At 59.8% G+C, this 18,197-nt stretch carries 15 protein-coding genes and 3 pseudogenes; 4 read left to right on the plus strand and 14 right to left on the minus strand.

The window, feature by feature from the left end:
- Nucleotides 1-49: 49 nt before the first annotated feature.
- The 8 genes from AYM40_RS30020 to AYM40_RS30055 all read right to left on the minus strand — a co-directional run bounded on the left by AYM40_RS30020 (nucleotide 50) and on the right by AYM40_RS30055 (nucleotide 8,702).
- Entirely contained in the window at nucleotides 50-1,048 is a 999-nt protein-coding gene (locus AYM40_RS30020) for a site-specific integrase (protein WP_063499677.1), read from the minus strand.
- Nucleotides 1,045-1,989, minus strand: coding sequence for a tyrosine-type recombinase/integrase (locus AYM40_RS30025; protein ID WP_063499596.1), 945 nt, complete (start codon nucleotides 1,987-1,989; stop codon nucleotides 1,045-1,047). Before AYM40_RS30025 ends, AYM40_RS30020 begins: the two co-directional genes overlap by 4 nt.
- Nucleotides 1,986-3,224, minus strand: a complete 1,239-nt coding sequence (locus AYM40_RS30030) for a site-specific integrase (protein ID WP_063500806.1) — start codon at nucleotides 3,222-3,224, stop codon at nucleotides 1,986-1,988. Before AYM40_RS30030 ends, AYM40_RS30025 begins: the two co-directional genes overlap by 4 nt.
- Nucleotides 3,225-3,276: 52 nt before the next feature.
- A complete protein-coding gene (locus tag AYM40_RS30035) occupies nucleotides 3,277-4,188 on the minus strand; it encodes a tyrosine-type recombinase/integrase (RefSeq protein ID WP_236720993.1) in 912 nt (303 codons plus the stop codon).
- Complete coding sequence (locus AYM40_RS30040; RefSeq protein ID WP_063499678.1) at nucleotides 4,148-5,122, minus strand: tyrosine-type recombinase/integrase; 975 nt, start codon at nucleotides 5,120-5,122, stop codon at nucleotides 4,148-4,150. Before AYM40_RS30040 ends, AYM40_RS30035 begins: the two co-directional genes overlap by 41 nt.
- Nucleotides 5,119-6,078, minus strand: coding sequence for a tyrosine-type recombinase/integrase (locus tag AYM40_RS30045; RefSeq protein WP_063499679.1), 960 nt, complete (start codon nucleotides 6,076-6,078; stop codon nucleotides 5,119-5,121). Before AYM40_RS30045 ends, AYM40_RS30040 begins: the two co-directional genes overlap by 4 nt.
- A gap of 531 nt (nucleotides 6,079-6,609) precedes the next feature.
- Nucleotides 6,610-7,815: an IS91 family transposase gene (locus AYM40_RS30050; protein WP_063499680.1), complete on the minus strand. Its 1,206-nt coding sequence runs from the start codon at nucleotides 7,813-7,815 to the stop codon at nucleotides 6,610-6,612.
- 8 nt (nucleotides 7,816-7,823) lie between these two features.
- On the minus strand, nucleotides 7,824-8,702 hold the full coding sequence (locus AYM40_RS30055; protein WP_063499681.1) for a tyrosine-type recombinase/integrase: 879 nt from the start codon (nucleotides 8,700-8,702) through the stop codon (nucleotides 7,824-7,826).
- Nucleotides 8,703-9,097: 395 nt separating this feature from the next.
- Here AYM40_RS30055 and AYM40_RS30060 point away from each other — a divergent pair, with 395 nt between their 5' ends.
- From AYM40_RS30060 to AYM40_RS30075, 4 genes are all read left to right on the plus strand, one after another.
- Nucleotides 9,098-9,736, plus strand: a complete 639-nt coding sequence (locus tag AYM40_RS30060; RefSeq protein WP_236721119.1) for a TetR/AcrR family transcriptional regulator — start codon at nucleotides 9,098-9,100, stop codon at nucleotides 9,734-9,736.
- A 353-nt stretch (nucleotides 9,737-10,089) separates the two neighbouring features.
- Nucleotides 10,090-10,575 (plus strand): VOC family protein, encoded by a 486-nt coding sequence (locus AYM40_RS30065; protein ID WP_063499683.1) that lies wholly within the window; start codon nucleotides 10,090-10,092, stop codon nucleotides 10,573-10,575.
- A gap of 2 nt (nucleotides 10,576-10,577) precedes the next feature.
- Nucleotides 10,578-11,798 carry an FAD binding domain-containing protein gene (locus tag AYM40_RS30070; RefSeq protein WP_181448441.1) on the plus strand — a complete coding sequence of 407 codons (1,221 nt, stop codon included), beginning with the start codon at nucleotides 10,578-10,580 and terminating at the stop codon, nucleotides 11,796-11,798.
- Between the two features lie 79 nt (nucleotides 11,799-11,877).
- On the plus strand, nucleotides 11,878-12,240 hold the full coding sequence (locus AYM40_RS30075; protein ID WP_063499685.1) for a DUF485 domain-containing protein: 363 nt from the start codon (nucleotides 11,878-11,880) through the stop codon (nucleotides 12,238-12,240).
- A 124-nt stretch (nucleotides 12,241-12,364) separates the two neighbouring features.
- On the opposite strand, the pseudogene AYM40_RS42840 reads toward AYM40_RS30075, so the two are convergent.
- From AYM40_RS42840 to AYM40_RS30100, 6 genes and pseudogenes are all read right to left on the minus strand, one after another.
- A pseudogene (locus AYM40_RS42840) lies at nucleotides 12,365-12,815 on the minus strand (protein mobD); the annotation flags it as partial.
- 148 nt (nucleotides 12,816-12,963) lie between these two features.
- Nucleotides 12,964-13,919 (minus strand): IS5 family transposase gene (locus tag AYM40_RS30085; protein ID WP_063494433.1). Its coding sequence is split into 2 segments (ribosomal slippage): nucleotides 12,964-13,332 and nucleotides 13,335-13,919, totalling 954 coding nucleotides; the frame shifts between segments, so codons are not numbered across the junction.
- 82 nt (nucleotides 13,920-14,001) lie between these two features.
- Nucleotides 14,002-14,223 (minus strand): annotated as a pseudogene (locus tag AYM40_RS40820) (P-loop NTPase); the annotation flags it as partial.
- Between the two features lie 190 nt (nucleotides 14,224-14,413).
- Nucleotides 14,414-14,698, minus strand: coding sequence for a hypothetical protein (locus AYM40_RS42845; protein WP_236720994.1), 285 nt, complete (start codon nucleotides 14,696-14,698; stop codon nucleotides 14,414-14,416).
- Between the two features lie 1,103 nt (nucleotides 14,699-15,801).
- Nucleotides 15,802-16,320 (minus strand): annotated as a pseudogene (locus tag AYM40_RS30095) (transposase); the annotation flags it as partial.
- A 313-nt stretch (nucleotides 16,321-16,633) separates the two neighbouring features.
- Nucleotides 16,634-17,809 (minus strand): porin, encoded by a 1,176-nt coding sequence (locus AYM40_RS30100; protein ID WP_063499687.1) that lies wholly within the window; start codon nucleotides 17,807-17,809, stop codon nucleotides 16,634-16,636.
- Nucleotides 17,810-18,197: the final 388 nt, after the last annotated feature.

Below are 18,197 nucleotides of genomic sequence, written 5' to 3' on the forward strand. Positions count from 1 at the left end.
CAGATGTGCCAGACGTGCCCAAGTTATTACCCGACATAATTTCAGGCCGCTAAAGACTGCTCAGAAAGTCGAGAAGCTCGTCTGTCGGCTTGAAGCGTCCAGGCTTGCCGTGTCGCGGAGTTGCCTTCTCAAGGGCCTGTTCTTTCATCGCAAGGGTCGCTTCGATATAGATCTCCGTTGTCGCAACCGATTCATGCCCGAGCCACAACGCGATGACCGAGCGACGAACGCCTTGTTGCAGAAGGTCCATGGCCATGGTGTGTCTCAAACAGTGGACGGTGACCCGCTTTTGCTTCAACGACGGGCAGACTTCACAGGCGGTCTTGCGGTGCTTGTTTAGCAGGTACTGCACACCATGGACGCTGAGGCGTTCACCCCGCGCGCTGGGAAACAGAACCGTGCCATCACCACGTTGTGGTTCTCGCAACCACGCTTTCAGTACGGCGCGTGTGGATCTCGCGATGGGTGTACAGCGCTCTCTCCGACCTTTCCCGATCACCCGCACGTGAGCGCCTGCGCCAAGGATCAGGTCCTCACGTTTGAGACCGGTCATCTCGGACAGGCGAAGGCCGGTCTGTACGGCGACCAACATAAAGGCGTGATCGCGCCGACCAGACCAGGTGCCTTGATCAGGCGCGGCTAGCAAGGCGTCGACTTCAGGGCGCGTCAAAAAGTGGACCAGTGTACGCGTGAAGCGTTTGCTAGGGATAGCAAGCACCCGCTGGATCTGCGCCGAATGAGTCGGAGTTTCGAGGGCTGCGTAGTGAAAGAAGGAATGAATTGCCGCGAGGCGTAGATTGCGAGTGCGAACGCTGACACCCTGGTGCTTCTCGAGTTCATCGAGGAACGCGACAATCAAAGGCGCATCGATGTCTTCGAAGTTAAGCCGGGACGGCGGTTTATGCAAACGCTGCTGCACGAACTTCAGAAGTTGCCGAAAGGTATCGCGATAGGAGGTGATGGTGTAAGGGCTCGCCTGACGCTGCTGCATCAGGCGCTGCGTGAAGAAGAGTTCCAGTAGTGGAGCGAACGTCGCTGAAGTAGTCATTGCACGTCCTCCCAGCGTTGTTCGAGTCGACGCATCGCCTCACGCATCAGTTCGGGCGAGGCGCTTAAATACCACTGCGTATCCTCAACGTGGACATGACCGAGGTAGGCCGACAGGATTGGTAGGCGACGCTCGGGATCCTGATCGGACCGGTACCAGCGTACAAGTGTGTTGGTTGCGAACACGTGCCTCATATCGTGCAGACGCGGCCCGTGACGGTCTGACTCACCGCGCAAGCCGATCTGCCGCGACAACGCATAGAAAGCGCGATGAATCTGACCGCTGTCCAGCCGGTTGCCCCAGCTCGACACGAACAGGTACGAGGATACCGGTCGCCCCGCCCAATGACGTTGGCGTTTTGCGATATAGTTTGCGAGCACCTCGCAGGTCGAGGCATGCAAAGGAACCAATCTCGTCTTGCCTAGTTTCGCTCCGCGGACAGTCAATATCCCCGCGGTCAGATCCACGTCCTGTAGCTCGAGATTGCGCGCTTCACCCAGACGCATTCCTGATACGCTCAGCAATCCGAACAGGCAATGATAGGTCCACGGCAGCAGGGCACCCCGTTCATAACGATATGGCATTTGGAGTGCAGCCTGCAATAATGCGCAGATCTCGCTGGTCGAATATAAGTACGGTCTAGCCCGCTTCGGTTGAAACGGTAACAAGCCTGGCGCTGGTATCTCGGTGCGAAGATCGGTAGCACTGCGATGGCGCGCAAACTGTCGTACATAGCTCAGACGTTGCGCCCATTGCGCGGGCCGGACATCCGATGGCTGTTGAGCCCACGCGAGAGCCAATGCCTGGGTAACGTAGGGAGCACGATGCCGTTCCATAAACGCGACGAAATCTGGTAGCGCATTGCCTGCCTCTCTCAGCTTGAATCCCAGGCTTCGCCTCAGATCGATGTACTCCTTAACGGCTTGTCGAAGTGTGTTCATCGCACACCTCCCGGCCAGGGCAAAGCAAGTGTGCGCAATGCCTTGATGTCTACCGACGTATAGATCTTCGTTGTTTGTGGATGATGATGTCCCAATACCTCGCCGATCTCGCTGAGCGAGGCCCCACGGCTCAACATCTGGGTGGCCAGTCCGTGGCGGAACTGATGGGCACCCATCGTGGGTGCGTCGATGCCAGCGCGCTGAAGCGAATTCCGGACGAGGGAGCCGACGCCACTTTGCCCACGAAAACCTGTGATGGGCGCCTTTGCACGCAAAAATACGCGGCGACTGGCGCTATGAGGACGCCCGTACCGCAAATATGCGGCAATCGCCTTGCCGACGTCGGCGGGTAAGGGTAGCTCGCAGCGTTGGCCGCCCTTGCCGCGGACGCTCACCTGGCCCGCGCTCCAGTTGATGTCGTCGAGTTCGAGAAAAGCCACCTCACCAGCGCGTAACCCCAATCGCGCGAGCAGGAGCAGGATGGCGTAGTCACGACGCCCAACCGAGGTCTGTCTATCGATGCTAGCCAGCAGCTGCCGCGTCTGCTCAGCAGAAATCGCTCGAGGAATTGACGGCATCGACCAGTTGGCGACGACCGGAACGGCGGCAGCCAGATCCAGCGTAACGTCGCCGCGATAGCGCGCATAGCGTAGAAAGGAGCGCAGTGCAGTGGTCATTAGCTTGGCTCGCTTCAAATGCAAACTTGGTGCATGGAACTGCACGAAGCTCACGACATCCACGGCACGTAGGCGCGATAAGTTGACCCTCCCGTCACCGAAGCAATGGTGGAGAAAATCGCGGATGAATGGCACGTAATTAATGACCGTCGTTGCGGCAAGAGCCTTAGCGTCGCGCAAGTACTCTGCGTATGCCTGTGCACAGATCTCCGCAGGTGGCGCCCGACGTGTTGCTGTCTTCTCGACGGGAATCACGCCCTCACTGCGCATAAAATCGATGAGATGACGGAGTGCAGCCCGATCTCCAAGGTAAGGTTGCACATGTCGGGCGCGATAGCGCAAATACCGTGTCGCGTGGTCGTAGCAGATGTCCTGTACGCTGACGCCTGTCTTCTTAAGCCATCGACTAAAGCATGCGGCGATACGTACCTGCTGCTTCATGGACTGTGCGCTGTATCCCTGGGAGCTGATCGCATCCGCAAACGATACCAAATGGGCTGCAAGCGGCCCTTCTGGCGCCTGAGAGAGCGTGACCTGATCATGAATGGCGTACTTCACGATGACCTCCTTCCCCGGCGTGGGGAGCGGCTGGAAGGAGTAAAGATTATCTCTATCCGGCATCGGCCATTTGGCCTAAAAAGCGCGCCGTCACGCGATTACAAGACATAATTCGGAAGGGCATATAGTGGCGGATGGTATGGGGCGATACGTGCCGCTCTGCCAGACCGGGAGAGGAATGGGCTGCGTTCCTGGCAGCCAATGTCAGCCTCAACGCGACATTGGCTCTCGTCATTGCGTGACCGTTCCGATTCGGAAGCAGTGACGATGTCGGCTGGAATTCCGGATTGATCCGTAACCATGCCCGTACCGCCTTCACGGTAGAGCGCCAAAGCGGCACACTGCGCTGCTTGCGTCCTTTACCGCGCAAATGAATGCAGGCAGAACTGTCATCAAGGACCACGTCCGCGACTTTCACCCCGGTAATCTCCGAGACGCGCGCTCCGGTGTTGTACATCAGCAGGAACAGAAGGTGATCCCGTTGGCTCAGCCAGGAACCGCTGGGCGTACCGATCACCGTTAGCATCTCCTCGCGCGACAGATAACTAAACATCGGGCGCTCGAAGCGCTTGACCGGAACGCCCAGGGCGCGCTCAATCACCTGTAGCGACGCGACATCGCGGTGCGCGGCAAACTTCAGGAACGAGCGCAGCGCTGCCAGACGTGCATTGCGAGTGCGCACACAATTGTGCCTTTGGCGTTCAAGATGATCGAGGAAGGCCATGATCAGTTCCGGCGTCATATCGGCGAGTGCCATCCTGGCTGGCGGCTTGCCCAGGCTCGCCTCGACGAAGTCAAGGAAGAGTACGAAGCTATCGCGATAGGCTGCAACGGTTTGCTCGCTGAGTGCCCGCTGCTGGGTCAGGTATTCGGCGAACCAGGCTTGCACGAGCGCGGCAAACGAAGGCGCAGCCTTAGTTTGCCTATTCATTGCCGTCTCCGGCGAGATCGGCGAAACGCTCAAACTTGCCGCCGGCCAAGGCCATCAATTCCGGAACAGCTGTCAGATACCAGTACGTGTAGAAGATCTCGGCATGGCCCATGTAGGTCGACAGCGCCAGCATCATCTGATCGATGTCGGTGCCCTCGGCATGCCAGAGCATCATGCGTCGCACGGCGAAGGTATGCCGCAGATCATGAAGCCGTGGCGCCGTATGCGCGCCGCGGTTCACCCAGCCAAGGCTGTCACGTAGCGAGTTGAAGACACGATGAGCCTGTCGCTCCCCAAGGGGCTGTCCCAGTCGCCGACCACGACTGCTGATCAGAAACGACATGTCAGGGCTAGTGGCAACCTGCTGCATGCGCTGCCGTCGGTAGCGCTTTAACGCAGCAACGGTGCCCGGATGGATCGGCAACTGTCGCGACTTGGCGAACTTGGTCTGTCGGATGGTCAGCATCCCATGCTTGAGATCGACGTCGGCATCGCGCAAATGAATGGCCTCGGAGACCCGCAGGCCAGTCGAGGCCATCAGGCCGAACAAGGTCTCGTAGGTAACTGGCCGGAGACTTCCCTTTGGATCGAGCCGGCAGGCCGCCGCCAGCAACGCAACGATTTCGTCCTCGTGGAAGATATGTGGGGCAACACGTCCGCGCTCAGGACCGAAGACCGGCTCCTCGGGGATTTCGATATCCGGTTCGAACTGCTTCAGGTAGCGGGCGAAGTGGCGAACTATCGCCAACCGGGCCGCCCAGGTTGCCGGCGTGTCACGGTGCCATTTATCCTGTCGGGCCCAATCCGTCATGAGGTCGGCCGTAAGTGGGCCACGGTGATGCCGCTCGGCGACGTAACGGGCGAAACTGGCCAGGAGCGTGTCCCGCGAGCGCAACTCAAATCCCAAGGAGCGTCTCTCGGCGAGGTAGTCGTCGATCCGCTGCTGCAAGCTGATGCGCGCGCTCATGATGGCCTCCCCGGCCACGGCAGAGCGACTGCCGACAGCTTCGGCGTGTCGAGCTTGGCGTAGATCAGGGTGGTATTGAGCGACCGGTGACGCAGCAGGTCAGCCACTTCCTTGAGTGAACTGCCGTTCTCGACGAGACGACAGGCCAGGGTATGCCGAAGTGCGTGAGCACTGGCGTGCGGCAGACCGCTACGACGGCAGGCCCGCTTGATCACCTTCTGGATCGCCGTCGAGGTAACGGGCTGGTCTCGCCCTGCTACCCGCCGGACAAAGACGGCCGGGTGGCTGGTCGCCGGACGTTCGTGTTGCAGATAGTCAGCCAGCGCCTGCCCGCATGCCATCGGCAACGGCATGACGTCCTGGCGCAGCGACTTCGTACCTCTCAGCGTCACTGTGCCTGCGCGCCAGTCGATGTCGCGGATCATGAGATGTGCGATCTCGCTAGAACGCAACCCCATGTCCAGTGCCAGCCGGACAATCACATAGCTACGCTTCGGCCAGCGCCGAGCGCCTGCAACGGCGTCCAGGAGGCGGATAACTTCTTCTGGCTTGAGCGCACGTGGCAGGGATGCCAGCTTCCAGTGGACCGGACTCAGAATGACGGTGGAGAGCTTGCCGGGCTGGTCTCCGCAAACGATCCGGTAACGCAGATAACTACGTAACGTTGCTGCCAGATGGGAGGCATAAGAGGCCGAGCCACCGGCTCTCAACTGCGCCGAAAGAAACTGGCGAACATCGTCGGGGCGCACCTTTCTGAAGTCGATAGCGCACCGCTCGAATCTGTCTCGCAAGAGCAGGCCGACAACGCGAAGTCGGTTCTTACGGGTCTCGGCCGCCAGTCCTCGCACATCGCGCAGATAGGCATCGTAGCGATGCAATTCGTCAGTAATGTGCGCCGGGAATGATGCAAAAGACGGCGCGTTGGACTTGCCCGTGTGCAAACAGGTTGGCTTCATAACGGTCCCCTCAGGTGGAACCGTTACTCCAGATCATCGCTGAGATTATGTCGAGTTCGTGGGGCGTCACCTGCTGCCACACCCTGTGATTACCGGATCGTGCCGCCGACCAGCCCAACTACTTTCCATAATCAACGACTTGGCATAATCTGCTTATGGAAAGCTTCGCATAAGGCAGAGGACTTTTTGGTTAGCGATCGCGGCCACAGAGGCATAACGGAGCCGATCGGGATCAGTCCGCGAGCGGTAACTAAAAAACCATTTGTGCTAAGCCGCTCCGCAGGCGGTGACTGCTATGGGCGTTGAATGACCACCGCGGTAATTTCTGATGTCCAGCACGGGCGAGTGCAAACAGATTTCCAGCGATGAGGAGAAGCCTCGCAGGCGAAAGACTCAGGAAAGCAGGCGTCGGCAGGCCAGTAACCCGCAGTTTTGGCATATTCTGACGCGATCGCGGATCGATGGCACGAGTCCGGCTGCGTTAGCCTCATCGGGAAAGGTGAACGTGTGCGGAAACTGGTGCAGTGGCAACTAGCGCGCATGGGCAGGACCAGGCGGGGCTCGTGGGAGGCTGCCGGGCGTATCTTCAATGCGAAGCATGTGGCCCTTGCCGCACACGGGGCAGTCCCGCAGTGACCTGCCGGTGAGCCGCTGGTAGCGTTCACGGTAGTCTTCGCCGGGTTCGGCCGACGCAGCGGCGGGAGGCTCGACGCCGAGCAGTTGCCGGCAGGTGGCCAGGCGCTGCGTCCGGTGACAGTTGGCGAGCCACCCGTAGCTGCGGATGCGCTTGAACCCGTCGGGCAGCACATGCAGCAGGAAGCGGCGCATGAACTCCTCGGCCGTGAGCGTCATGGTGCTGTGCCGGGCGTCGTGCCGGTAGTCCTTCCAGCGGAACTGCACGGCGTGTCCGTCGAAGCTCAGCAGCCGGTTATTGGAGATGGCGACGCGATGGGTATAGCGGCCCAGGTAATCGAGCACCTGTGCAGCACCGCCAAACGGTGGCTTCGCGTAGACGACCCACTCCGTGTGAGCGACGGGCGCGAGCCAGGCGGCGAATGCGCGGGCATCACGCAGCGGCTCGAGCTGGCCATGGAAACGCAGCCCGCCGTCATCGAATGCGCGGCGCAGTTGCTCGACGAACAGGCGGCGAAACAGGCGCGAGAGCACCCGCACGGGCAGGAAGAAGCCCGGCCGGCAGGCGATCCAGCGTTCGCCGTCCGGGGCGATGCCGCCGCCCGGCACGACGCAGTGCACGTGCGGATGGTGCAGCAGATTCTGCCCCCACGTGTGCAGAACCGAGAGGAATCCGATCTCCGCGCCGAGGTGTTTCGGATCGGCGGCGATCGCGCGCAACGTCGCGGCGCTGGTGCGGAACAGCATGTCGTAGAGCACGCGCTTGTTCTGGTACGCGAGTGCCGCAACGGGTTCGGGCAGCGTGAAGACGACATGGAAGTACTCCACTTCGGGGAGCAGCTCTGCGCGTCGGCGTTCCAGCCACTGCGCGCGGGCAAGCGACTGGCACTTCGGACAGCAGCGATGGCGGCACGAGTCGTAGGCAATGCGCTGATGGCCGCAGGCATCGCACTGCTCGACATGACCGCCGAGCGCGGCGGTGCGGCACAGCTCGATGGCGCTCATCGCGCGGCGCTGGGCACGACTGAGGGCGTCGGCATGGGTCTGCCGGTAGTTAGGGCCGCAGCGGCGGAAGATGTCCGCCACCTCAAGCGCCGGACGCATGGTTGCGCTCAGAAGTACTCGGGCGCAGCAGGCGGAGATGGAATGGGTTCGGGATGCGGGAGCAGGTCGAAGGGACTGGTGGTGGCGCACACGGTGCTGGTCGCGATTCGTAAGTAGCGCGAGGTGGTCGAAAGGGACCTATGGCCCATCAGCAGCTGGATCCTGCGTACATCGGTGCCGGTCTCCAGCAGGTGCGTGGCGAACGCGTGCCTCAAGGAATGCGGCGTTATTGGCTTCTTGATGCCGCTGCGCTCCCGTGCCATGTTGCATGCCAGCCTGATCGCGGAAGGGGTGATCGGGCGTCCGGGAATGTCGCCGGGGAAAAGCCAGTCGCGAGGATGAGCGTCGTGCCAGTACGCTCGCAGGATCTCGAGCAGGCGTGGGGATAGCATTACATAGCGATCCTTACGGTTCTTGCCCTGGTTCACGCGGATGACCATGCGCTGACTGTCGATGTCGATGGCCTTCAGGTGCGCAACTTCTGAAATTCGCAGACCGGCGGCATACGCGGTCATCAGCATGGCCCGGTGCTTCAGGCTGGGAATGGCATCGAAGAAGGCTGTAACCTCGTCGAAGCTCAGGATGACGGGCAGCCTCGCCGGCTTCTTCGGCAAGGGAAAGTCCTCGTCGCTCCAGTCGCGCTTGAGCGTCACGCGGTAGAGAAATCGCAGAGCGCCGATCGTTGGGCCGAGGCTGCTGGGCGCGAGCTTGCGCTCTTCCCGGAGATAGATGAGCCACGCGCGAACCTCGTCGGGGCAAAGAAGTTCGGGCGAGCGACGGAAGTGCCGGGCGAAGCTGGATACCTGCTGCAGATACGATTTCTGGGTGTTCTCGGCGAGATTGCGGATCTGCATGTCGTGCAACATGCGTTGACGCAGTGGTGTCATGGGAAACCTCCTGGAAACAGCGGTGAAGCCCGGTTGGGCATCCACATACTGCTCCCGGAGATGTCTGCGTCTCGTCGCCCGGAGCCTGCGTCAGCTCCCCGCTGCCGGTGAACGCCAGCCGTGGGCTCTCGCTATCCTCCCCCTACCGCGTCAGCGGTTTAGTACTAGGCCGATACTCAGCCGGTCTAACGGGACCGTCTGTCGCGCCCATCGGTTTGAGATAGTATCTTCGAACCTGCTATATTTCCCTTTCCAGTGATCATCCGATAAGGGAACGAGGGAAGAGGATGCCAAAGCCGAAGCGCTCAGCTAACAACCCCAAAGGGCAAGTCGCAGAAGGGGTCGCCCACGCTTCGCGAGATCTGGCGGTGGCGCCGGTAACCGCCGCACGGCGCATGCTGCCGGAAGACCGGGAGCAGCAGATCGTCGAAAAAGCGATCGAGCATTTCGCCATCCACGGCTTTTCCGGCAGTACCCGCGAACTGGCCAAGCAGATTGGCGTGACACAACCCCTGCTCTATCGTTATTTTCCTAGCAAGGAAGCGCTGATCGACCGTGTCTACAACGAGATCTACCGCTGGGATTCGCAGTGGGAAAGCCTGATCGCCGACCGTTCCATCCCCCTTCAGGAGCGCTTGTGCACGCTCTACAAAGCGTATTCACACGTGATTCTGCAGCGCGAATGGATCCGCACCTTCATTTTCGCCGGCCTGACTCGGGAGGGTATTAACACCCGCTATCTCGACAAGCTTCGCGAACGCGTGTTCGGGCCAGTGATGCGGGAGTTGCGCGTTGCCTATGACATTCCATCTCCACGCACGCGTGCCGCGCAGGAAGCAGAACTCGAACTGATCTGGAGCCTGCATGCGAGCATCTTCTATATCGGCATGCGCCGGTGGGTGTACGGCCTGCCCGTCCCCAAGGATCTCGACGCGCACGTCGAGCGCATGATTGACGTCTTTTTGAACGGTACGCCGGCCGTGTTGAAGAAGATGACGCCCGCTGGCGCCAGCCGCGTACGTTCAGCCTCATAGCTTTTATTGTCGCTTTCGTCGTAACCCCTGCGCGGCGTGAAGCGGCACAACGGCGTCGCCGAAGGGCACGCCGCTCACTGCACATCTCAAGTGACGTGACGGCGCCGACAACTGTCGGCGCTGCGACGATGGCGGGTCCCGGCACCATAGCCACCTGCATGGAAACTGCAACGGCCCGTCAGCGGGATGCGGCCCAATCTGATTACATTTAATTTTCGGTTGCGTAAAGACTGCCGTTGCGGCTGCAAAGCAATAGGGTAAACACCGGCGGATTGCCGCTTTCTCCCAAAGAGGCGTTGACCTACAATTTATCAACCGATCACTAATCGATTGATAAATTGCAGGAGGCTCTCATGGCAGTCACAAAGTTAGCCCATTACTCAATCCGTACACCCGATCTCGAAAAATCTTGCCGGTTCTATGAACGGGTTCTCGGCTTCAAACAGGGATACCGGCCACCCTTCGATTTTCCGGGCGCCTGGCTCTACAAGGGCGGAGACGAAGCCGATTTCGGCACGGTTCATATCATTGGCATCGATCCGGACAATCCGGACGGCCTGACAGCGTACCTGGGCAACAAGGAACTGCCGGCCAGCGGCACCGGCACTGTCGATCACATCGCCTTCCTTGCAACCGGTGTCGAGGAGATGTGGAAAACACTGGACACGGAAAACATCGCGTGGCGCGACCGCACCGTTCCAAGCCTCGGATTGCATCAGATTTTCATCGAAGACCCGTCGGGCGTCACGATCGAGCTGAACTTTCCTGCTGCAGAAGTGGCGCATCTCGAGATCCCGCATCCGGCCGCCGCTAAAGAAGCAGCAAAAACAGGAGATTGAACATGACCGCTTATGCCAAACCCAAAGCGATAATCGTGGGTGGCTCTCTCGGTGGACTCTTTGCCGCGAATCTGCTGACGCGTAACGGCTGGGACGTCGACGTATTCGAACGGGTTCCCGAGGAACTCGCCGGTCGCGGAGCCGGGATCGTGACGCATCCGGAATTATTTGAGGCACTCAACGCCGCTGGCGTTCAGATTGACGACTCCATCGGCGTAAAGGTGCAGTCGCGCGTGACGTTCGACCAGAACGGCAATGTGCTTTCTGAACGGGACCTGCCGCAGACGCTCACCGCGTGGGGCAAGATGTATCACGTCCTGCGCTCAGCCCTTCCTGACGTTCATTACCACTCCGGCGGGACCGTAATGTCCGTCGAGGACGGACCCGATCATGCAACGGTTTCCCTGAATGACGGCACCGTTCATCGGGCCGACATCGTTATCGCCGCCGATGGATTCAAATCTGCAATCCGGGAGCAGTTTCTGCCCGAAGTAAAGTTGGAATACGCCGGCTACGTGGCATGGCGCGGACTGGTCGACGAGATGTCGTTGTCGCAGCAAACCCGCGACGCCTTGTTCGAGAAGTTCGCGTTTTGTTTGCCACCACGCGAGCAGATTCTTGGCTATCCCGTGGCCGGTCAAGGAAACAGCACCGTGCCCGGTGAACGCCGCTATAACTTCGTCTGGTACCGGGCCACCAGCGAAGACGTCGACCTGCCGAACCTGCTGACCGACGCGACCGGAAAGCGCTGGACCGGAGGGATTCCCCCTACGCTGATCCGCCCGGATGTCCTCTCGGACATGGAGAAAGCCGCTGCTACGCTGCTCGCACCTCAGTTTGCCGAGGTTGTGACGCGTGCCACTCAGCCGCTCTTCCAACCCATCTTCGACCTCGAGGTGCCGCAGATGGCGTTCGGCCGAGTCGCATTGCTGGGCGACGCGGCATTCGTCGCTCGCCCGCATTGCGGTATGGGCGTAACCAAGGCGGCGAGCGATGCCATGGCGCTGGTTGCGGCCCTTACCGCCACCACCGACGTGCCCCGCGCGCTGGCCGAATACAGCCGCGTGCGCACCAAGGTCGGCGCCGCCATCGTCCAGCATGCCCGCCACCTCGGTGCTTACATGCAGGCACAGCTCAAGAACGACACGGATCGTTTGATGGCCGAGCGCTATCGCACTCCGGAGGCCGTCATGCGTGAGACAGCCGTACCCGCGCGCTTCTGACCTTTTGCACTAAACAGTCCGGTTCTCTAGCCGGCTCATTCGCCCACGCAGACGAAGGGGCGATTCGAAAGGAGACTTGATGGAGCACACCGTCCCAACCTATCAGGCCACCGACCGGCATGGCGCCACCGATCGCGCCGTTACGGCCAATCCTTTGCTGAACGATCCACGCTTTAAAGCGCTGGTGCGTACACGCCGGGCGTTCTCGTGGACGCTTACGATCCTCATGCTGATCGTCTACTTCGCCTTCATCCTGACGCTCGCCTTCCGGCCAACGCTGCTCGGCCATCCCATCACCCGAGGTTATCCGACAACCTGGGGTATCCCGATCGGTTTTGGGATGTTCGCTTTCACTTTCGTCCTCGTAGCCGTGTATGTCGTACGTGCAAACTCGTTTTACGATCGCGCCATCAGCGAGATCAGAAACGGAGCCCAACTATGAAGCGCCTGTCTGCTTTAGTAAGCCTGCTGCTCACAACCCTTCCCGCATGGGCCGCGGGTCCGTCGGGCGTCGCACAGGGACACAATCCGATTGCGATCGGCACGGATCGACCGACTGCGACCGCCTATTGGTCACGTGTCGCCCCGTCGGTGCTGATCACCTTCGAGAACATGGCATTGCACAGCGCCCGCCAACGCAACAGTTCCGCCCGCTCCCCGATGAGCATCATTTCCGCCGCCTTGCGGATGGAAATGCGTTGACTGCGCAGTTCGTCCGCAACGCGATCCGCCAGATCGGGGAAGTCGAGCGACCGCCCCTTCGTCTCGATGGACCTGCGAACCTACGTTTCCTGATACAGCGTGAATTTGTCCGGTGCACCGAAGTAGCCGTTGCGAACAACATGCGTCATGGGTATCCGGAAACGTCTTCCCGAAAATATGCAGCAACTCAAGGCTATCGCGCTGCCAGTTGATCACCCATAGCACGACAAGTTGCCGATCCAGTTCATTCAGCGTTCGGGCCAGTGTCCCGCCGTATCGGGTAACCCCTGTCTGATTGCGTGCTGCGGTGTTAAGGAAGCTCTGCACAACTAGCTTTGAAGCGTTACCTTTCACATCGAGCGCAACCTCGGCGTTCAGATCTTTGTTGGTGAGCTGATTGCGAGGGGTTTTCCGCGCTCCGGAGCGCTCCAACCAGACATATGGCCTTCATCGGCCCGGTGTTTCAAGCTTTGCGCAAAGCTCTGCGAGCCATCCATAAATTGCCCAAAGCAAACAGCGTGGTGATCTGGGCGATGTTCTTCGGCAAACCACGATAGCGCGTCTTCATGTAACCGAACTGCCGCTTGAGGATGCGAAACGGGTGTTCGACCTTGGCCCGAATACCCGCCTTCAGGCGTTCGATCTGATCGTATATCGCGTCCAACGAATCACTCAGATCCAGTTTCCTGCGCTTTGCCGGTCGCATTGCAACATGCCAACGCACCGCCTCAGGCTCACAACGCTTTTCGATACCCTGATATCCGGCGTCCGCGTACACATCCGTTTCTTCACCATGCAGCAACGTCTGGGCTACGGTAATGTCGTGAACATTGTGGCCGCCGTTCCAATGACCGTATGGACCAGGCCCGAATCGGCGTCCACGCCGATATGCATTTTCATCCCGAAGTACCAGTTGCCACCTTTCTGCGTTGATTGCATTTCAGGATCGCGCGTGCCGGAGCCATTCTTTGTCGAACTGGGCGCGGCGATCAGGGTGGCGTCGACTGCCGACCCAGCCTTAAGCATCAGGCCTTTCTCCGTCAGGATTTCATTGACCAGCGCCAGCATTTGCACCGCCAGACCGTGCGTTTCCAGCAGATGGCGGAACCGGAGAATCGTGCTTTCATCCGGCAAGCGGACCATCCCGCCGTCGAGACCCGCGAACTCGCGATACAGCGGCACGTCATAGAGTGCCTCTTCCATGGCAGGGTCTGACAGACCGAACCATTGCTGCATGAAATGAATCTGCAGCATCGTCGCAATCGGGAACGGCGGCCGACCGGTTTTGCCCGTGGGATAGTGCGGCTCGATCAGCGCAATCAGCTTCAACCAGGGCACAACGCGTCGCATCTCATCGAGAAATTCCCGCTTGCGCGTGCGCTTCGTTGACAGATCCAGACCAAGACCAAGTTGCGTCATTACACTGCTCCCCACCTAATTGGCTCTGCTTCCAGGATAGCTCAGCAGCAACGCAATGCCAGGACTTTTGCAGACCTTCCTTAACGAATCCGATCCAGCCATCTGCATCGTCGAGATCATAGGCGGCGCATTTGATTTCGTCCCTGAGCGCTTTCATGACATCAGGATTCGATGTATCTATTTCCAGAAGTACCGCGTGGATATTCTGTCGCTGCAAGTAGTCCGCCAGGGCGAGCGTCACCATGCCTTTTCCAACACCGCCCTTGCTTCCGCCAACCAGATAAATGGGGTGAGTCGTATCCATGACCAATCTCCTACAGGTTTTCAATATAAGGCCGGATCTCAAACGAGAACGCATCGCGAATCTCCATTGATCCTGGCTGGTTTGCGGCCCTCCCACGTTGTTGTCGTGCATCGTCGTGCGCGTTACCCACACGCGCACCCTTTCGCTTTACAGCATGCGTGGAACGGGACGATAGTCCCGCCTCGCTCTTTCAGTGTGGATTGGCCGTTCTGGAAGCCGCGTCGGAAGATGCTGGACGATACAGCGCATACTTGACCGCACCGATGCTGACATCGAGCCCGTTGCGCCCGGCCTCCTGGACGATCTCTTCGAGCGTATAGCCTTTCGCCTGCGTGGCAGTGATATGCGCCCGGATCTCTTTCATCGCATCGCTGACCGTGACGCGTTGTTCGTTCCGGACTTTCTCCGGCAGCGCCTCGAGGGCATGGACAAACTCATCCCACTGCGCCCGTGTGTAGCTCTTTGCACCCGGCACGATTCGCTGCCATGCATCGCTTTCGGGACCATCATGCGAATCGAAAAACCGCTCGTCAATACCCCTTCCGACGATAGAACTGCACGACCGGAATGGTTCGGAATACGCATATGGCGGGAACTTGTCAGACTGAGGCTACACGCCGTGTGCGACCAGCAGAATAGGTTCCCTCGAATTCGCCCCGGATGACCTCAATAGCTTCGGGATCGGGGTCGACATACCGACATCGTCGATTCCGCCGACTCGACAGACGCAATGATCTCAATCCCCTCTGCGTGCTGACAGACGTTTGGCACAGAACCGACGGAATCAGACTGGCAACCTCGCAAACTCAACCTGCCAACCTCCCGGAAAACGTCGAATTCCACCGCCGAAAAACGACATTGAAAAAGTGATGGCAGGATAGGCTACTGCCGGTTTTTGGCGTCATGTGCAACGCACTTCCACTAGAAAAAAATGGTCGCGGCCTCAGTCACCTTGCGCTTTTCAACAAGCGCTCTCGCGTCGACCGGGATGGTGCGTATTTTTTGGTAGTGTGATCAAAGATCAACGCGAGCATCGCGAACTGTATTCGTGGCCGCCGAAATAGCTCGTCGGCTGCAGCGGCGTTGAGAGGCTGAACGCGCAGTACTTCAGCCGGTCGACGAGAACGTCGCGGCAAGGACTGCTTGCAAAGTGCAGCGGGCTGTTAGAGGCATCGTCGCGGCCAGCGGGTCATCGGTCATTGCGATCATTGTCCGCTCGCCATGCGGTGGCTCCCTTTCTTGAGGTTTGTTCGACGCCAGCCCATGTCCGCGGGATCGGGGTGCGCGACGGCGCGCGCGGGCAGGCGTTGAATAAACCTGAAGGGAGGAAACCGCCGAGTGCCCCGATGCGATGGGAGTCTTCGGGGCTATGGCGATTGATGGGCGAGGATGCTTGGCGGTGTTGATGGATGCGCTGCCAGGCGGGATGCTGGATGTGCGCTGACGCAGCGATGAAGCGGCGCAGTGGGGCAATTGTGATGGAGAGCGGACGTGCGAAGCGACAGCCGCAAACGTCCGCTCGTGGGCCGCGTTGCGGCAAAGCCGACGGTCCGGTTGCACGTCCAGGAACAGTTGCGCTCATCTCTCGCCCCTGCGCGTGGGTCGTGCGCGAATCGGTGCGGTGCGCGCGAGGATATCGATGACGATCATCGGTGCGCCGCAGTGTCGGCAGATGAAGGCGGGCGGCGTTTCGATGATGGTTTCGTCCGGTGGTGGGGTGACCTCGAGCGCGACGTGCAGCAGTTCACGCACCTTCGCAAGATTGGCGCGGGGCACCGGGTTGGCAAGCAGCCCGTAGTGACGGATGCGGTGGAAGCAGCCGGGCAGCACATGAAGCAGGAAGTGGCGCATGAACTCGCTGGCTTCGAGGGTCATGGTCTTGTAGCGGGTGGGCCCCTTCGCGCGATAGTCCTTCCAGCGGAACGTGACGCCGCGCTCATCGAATGCGAGCAGACGCTGGTTGGAGATCGCCACGCGATGCCTATTGCGTCAGAGATACGCAAGTACCGCTTCGGGCCCCGCAAAGGGATCCTTGGCATACACGCCCCATTCGTAGGCACGCAGCGGCGCAAGCCACCCGGCGAAGCAGGCACTCGCGAATACATCTCCGCCATAGGTCAGGTCAGGACGCTACCGACCAGTAGACCGGCTCCTCAGCTTCCTGAACGGGCTATGGGGGAACCATAGAACTATGTCGGGTGATGGGGTGTGCCAGTTTGAGTCGGAGGCCGAAAACTCTAGACTCTCGAGAACGTTTATCGATATCACCCGACATAGTCCGGAACGGCAGATAGTGACGCCTATGTCGTTGGAGAGATTGCATCGTCGACAGGTCGCAAATCACGGCGCGCCGCGATTGCGCTCGCCCGTGCAGCCGTCGCGAGGTCGACGTCGCGGGTATGACGTGTCGTTAGAACATCTTGCGAAGACCTATTGCCACGCCCAGCTGGTTGGTTCGGCCAATCGTGTTGGTGGGAACGCCGACGGAATTGACACCGCCCGGGTAGTCGGCGGAGAAAGCGCCGGTGCCACGCGCCCAGTCCGTGATCGCGTAGACTTCCGACTGCCTCGAGAACGAATATTCGGCAAGAATCGTAGCCGATTGGTTCACGCCCGTACCGAGCGAGCCGTCGAGCAGCTCGGCATTGCGCGCGTGCCCGTAGTAGTAGGCGAACGTGAACAGAAGTGGAGCGATGGCTTTCCAGTTCGCGCCGACGTACCAGGTGTCGTCGATGCGGTTGGGGCTGCCACCCTTCAGTGCCGGCGCGCCAGCCTGTTGCATGTTTCTGTCGGTCAAACCAGTCTGGTCCTGGCCGTGCAGCCAGCCGGCCAGCAGGCGGATGTCGTGAGTGATTTGATACGCGCCGCTGATGTGCAGGAAGTTGGTCTTGCCGCCATCGATTGCGCTGCCGACACTGGTGCCGACCGCAGAGCCCGTCGCGGACGTCGGTACGGAAACCTGCTGGAAGCCAGCGTTGAGCATGGCGGGACCGTACGTGTATGTCAGGTCCACGGCGTAGATAGCGCCGAGACCGAGGGCGCCTGGCTGATTGCCGAAGGCATAAAGGGCATCGATCGCCAGGTTATCGAAGGTGCCTTTGTACTTGACCGCGTTGTTGATCTCCAGGTAACTGCCGATGCCGTTATACGGCCAGCTGTTTTGCCAGTAGTTGCCAATGGTCAACGGGTCGAAGAGATCACCCAAGGTGTCGTAGGCGGGTGCATATTGCAGGCCGAAAGTCAGCGCGCCCCACTTGTCGTTCGAAAGACCTACGTAAGCCTGTCGACTGAACAGTGTGTTGGGGACGTGCAGTTGGCCATCGAAGGCCTCGAAGCCGTTTTCGAGGTGGAAGACTGCGGACCAGCCGCCCCCCAGATCCTCACTGCCCTTCAAGCCCCAGCGGCTGTGGGTTTCCGGGCCGGATGTCATGGAGACCTGGTCATTGCCACCCGCGCCAGCGTTCGTCTGGTATCGGATGGCTTCATCGACGATGCCGTATAGCGTGACCGAGCTTTGCGCGAATGCCGACGATGTCGCAGCAGCGAGAAGTACGCTAACGGCACTCGAAATGACGATTTTTTTCATCAGCGATCCACAGAGATTAGTGAGCCGACTGGACCAAATTCGTGAACAGGAGCATAGCCTGTCATTTCATTGAAACATAGCGATCTGCAGTGGAGTGTTGCTTATTCGCTGCGCTGGACAGATATGTATGAATCGTCTGGCAATTACGTATGCTGGAAAACAGCCGACGAGCTGGATCATGATTCCCGGCGCTGCTTTGAGCGCCGGGCATTGTCGATGGCGAGGCGGCTAACAAATGGAGAATAGTAGGCGCGAACGGCGCTTCACAGCGGCATTACTAGGACGGACGACGAACTGCCGAACGATTCCAGCAAACTATTGCGTCCACCGGTTGAATCCGCCGGACACAACAGCGATTGGCGATGAACGCGCGTCTGCATCGTGTTGC

This window comes from Paraburkholderia phytofirmans OLGA172 (assembly GCF_001634365.1).
In the GTDB taxonomy this organism is placed as follows: Bacteria; Pseudomonadota; Gammaproteobacteria; order Burkholderiales; family Burkholderiaceae; genus Paraburkholderia.

Coding starts and splice junctions, on each gene's coding strand:
- AYM40_RS30020 (WP_063499677.1), bottom strand. CDS start 1,048: ATGACTACTTCAGCGACGTTCGCTCCACTACTGGAACTCTTCTTCACG.
- AYM40_RS30025 (WP_063499596.1), bottom strand. CDS start 1,989: ATGAACACACTTCGACAAGCCGTTAAGGAGTACATCGATCTGAGGCGA.
- AYM40_RS30040 (WP_063499678.1), bottom strand. CDS start 5,122: ATGAGCGCGCGCATCAGCTTGCAGCAGCGGATCGACGACTACCTCGCC.
- AYM40_RS30045 (WP_063499679.1), bottom strand. CDS start 6,078: ATGAAGCCAACCTGTTTGCACACGGGCAAGTCCAACGCGCCGTCTTTT.
- AYM40_RS30050 (WP_063499680.1), bottom strand. CDS start 7,815: ATGCGTCCGGCGCTTGAGGTGGCGGACATCTTCCGCCGCTGCGGCCCT.
- AYM40_RS30055 (WP_063499681.1), bottom strand. CDS start 8,702: ATGACACCACTGCGTCAACGCATGTTGCACGACATGCAGATCCGCAAT.
- AYM40_RS30060 (WP_236721119.1), top strand. CDS start 9,098: ATGCTGCCGGAAGACCGGGAGCAGCAGATCGTCGAAAAAGCGATCGAG.
- AYM40_RS30065 (WP_063499683.1), top strand. CDS start 10,090: ATGGCAGTCACAAAGTTAGCCCATTACTCAATCCGTACACCCGATCTC.
- AYM40_RS30070 (WP_181448441.1), top strand. CDS start 10,578: ATGACCGCTTATGCCAAACCCAAAGCGATAATCGTGGGTGGCTCTCTC.
- AYM40_RS30075 (WP_063499685.1), top strand. CDS start 11,878: ATGGAGCACACCGTCCCAACCTATCAGGCCACCGACCGGCATGGCGCC.
- AYM40_RS30100 (WP_063499687.1), bottom strand. CDS start 17,809: ATGAAAAAAATCGTCATTTCGAGTGCCGTTAGCGTACTTCTCGCTGCT.